The organism is Inquilinus limosus MP06 (assembly GCF_000767795.1).
Classification (GTDB): domain Bacteria; phylum Pseudomonadota; class Alphaproteobacteria; order DSM-16000; family Inquilinaceae; genus Inquilinus; species Inquilinus limosus_E.
Map to the genome: position 1 here is coordinate 1 of NZ_JANX01000797.1, position 2142 is coordinate 2142.

Consider the following 2142-nt stretch of genomic DNA (forward strand, 5'->3'; position numbering starts at 1 on the left):
CTGCGCGCGTCCGCGCGCGAAAAGGCTAGGCTGTTTCCGCCTGCGCCATCATCGGCGCAAAGCCCGCGAACCCCCTCCCCCTAACCCCCTCCCGCGAGGGGAGGGGGGACTCAGGTGTTTTGATCGTCCGGGCCTCCGCCGGTATCAGGCGGCGGTCTCGATCTCCTCGCCGGTCAGGTGGTCGGCATGCAGGCAATGGCCGTGGCTGTGGTCGGCCAGCACCTCGATCACCCGGCAATGGCCGATGGTGCCGTGGCGGCACTGCTCCACCATCCGCTCCAGCTCGGCCTTCAGCGCCTCCAGCCGGGCGATGCGGGCCTGCACCGCCACCAGCTGTTCCTGCGCGATCCGGTCGGCGGTGGCGCAGGGCTGGTTCGGGTCGTCCGACAGGGTCAGCAGCTGGCGGATGGCGTCCAGCGGGAAGCCCAGCTCGCGGCTGTGGCGGATGAAGGCCAGCCGGTCGCTGTGCGCCCGGCCATAGATCCGCTGGTTGCCCAGGGTCCGGGCCGCCTCCGGCATCAGGCCGATCTGCTCATAGTAGCGGATGGTCTGGACCTTGCAGCCGGTGCGGCGGGCCAGCTCGCCGATCGGCATCGCGTCGCCGCGCGCGGACATCGCAATTTTCCTCTTGAAGCTATAGTCGCTGTAGCTCCCATCTTCCCCTGCGACGGATGTTTCGGCAAGGGAGTGCGTCGCATGGCTGCGGCGAATGACGAGCGGCAGGGCACGACCCTGCGCTACCGGGTCGACGGCATGGATTGCCCCAGCTGCGTCGGCAAGCTGCAGACGGCGCTGGGCCGGATCGAGGGCGTCAGCGGCGTCGAGGTCAATTTCGCCACCGGCCTGCTGGCCTTCGGCGCGGCCGGCGCTGCCACGGATGGCCGCGCGGTCGAGGACAAGATCCGCGCCCTCGGCTTCACCCCGACCGCGATCGACGACGCTGAGCTCCGCGCGCCGGCGCCGGAGGAGGCGAAGCCCTGGTGGCGCGAGCGCAAGGCGCAGCTGGTCGGCTTCACCGGCCTGCTGCTGGCCGCGGCCTTCATCGCCGGGCAGATCGTCCCGGCCGAGGCCGAATGGGCCTATGTCGCCGCAGCGCTGATCGGGCTGGTGCCGGTGGCCCGCCGCGCCCTGACCCTGATCCGCTCCGGCTCGCCCTTCAGCATCGAGACGCTGATGGCCGTCGCCGCCATCGGCGCCATCGCCATCGGCGCGGCGTCCGAGGCGGCGGTGGTGGTGTTCCTGTTCGCCGTCGGCGAGCTGCTGGAGACTGTCGCCGCCGGCCGCGCCCGCCAGGGCATCAAGGCGCTGGTGTCGCTGGTGCCGCGCACCGCGCAGCGCGAGGCGAACGGCATCCTGAGCACCGTCGCGGTCGACGACCTGGCGATCGGCGACATCGTGCTGGTCCGCCCCGGCGACCGGGTGCCGGCCGACGGCACCATCGTCGACGGCGCGTCGGAGCTGGACGAGGCGCCGATCACCGGCGAATCCGTGCCGGTGGCCAAGGCGGCGGGCGACGCCGTCTATGTCGGCAGCATCAATGCCGGCGGCGTGCTGCGCCTGCGGGTCACCCGGGCGGCGGCGGACAACACCATCGCCCGCATCATCCACATGGTCGAGACGGCGCAGTCCAGCAAGGCGCCGACCGCCCGCTTCATCGACCGCTTCAGCGCCTGGTACACCCCGGCCGCCATGGCCGTGGCCGGGCTGGTGATCACGGTGCCGCCCCTCTTCTTCGGCGGCGACTGGACGGTCTGGACCTATCGCGGCCTGTCGCTGCTGCTGATCGCCTGCCCCTGCGCCCTGGTGCTGTCGACCCCGGCGGCCATCGCCTCCGGCATCGCCGCCGGCACCCGCCGCGGCCTGCTGCTGAAGGGCGGGGCGGCGCTGGAGATGCTGGGCAGGGTCAAAGCCGTGGCCTTCGACAAGACCGGCACGCTGACCGTCGGCCGGCCGCAGGTCACCGACATCGTCGCGCTGGAGGGCAGCGAGGCCGCGGTGCTGGCCGAGGCGGCGGCGGTCGAGAGCGGCTCCAGCCACCCGCTGGCCCGCGCCATCCTCGAGGCCGCTTCCGCCCGCACGATCGCCGTGCCGGCCGTGACCGAGGCCGCGGCCATCGCGGGCAAGGCGATGCTGGGCCGGGTC

2 protein-coding genes are annotated in these 2142 nt (G+C 72.6%); one reads left to right on the plus strand and one right to left on the minus strand.

From position 1 onward, the window contains the following. Nucleotides 1-144 precede the first annotated feature (144 nt). Nucleotides 145-615: a MerR family transcriptional regulator gene (locus P409_RS32480; protein ID WP_152613669.1), complete on the minus strand. Its 471-nt coding sequence runs from the start codon at nt 613-615 to the stop codon at nt 145-147. An 81-nt stretch (nt 616-696) separates the two neighbouring features. On the opposite strand from P409_RS32480, the gene P409_RS32485 reads away from it, so the two are divergent. Next, nucleotides 697-2142: heavy metal translocating P-type ATPase (locus tag P409_RS32485; RefSeq protein ID WP_034848364.1), on the plus strand; the 1446-nt coding region annotated here is incomplete at its 3' end.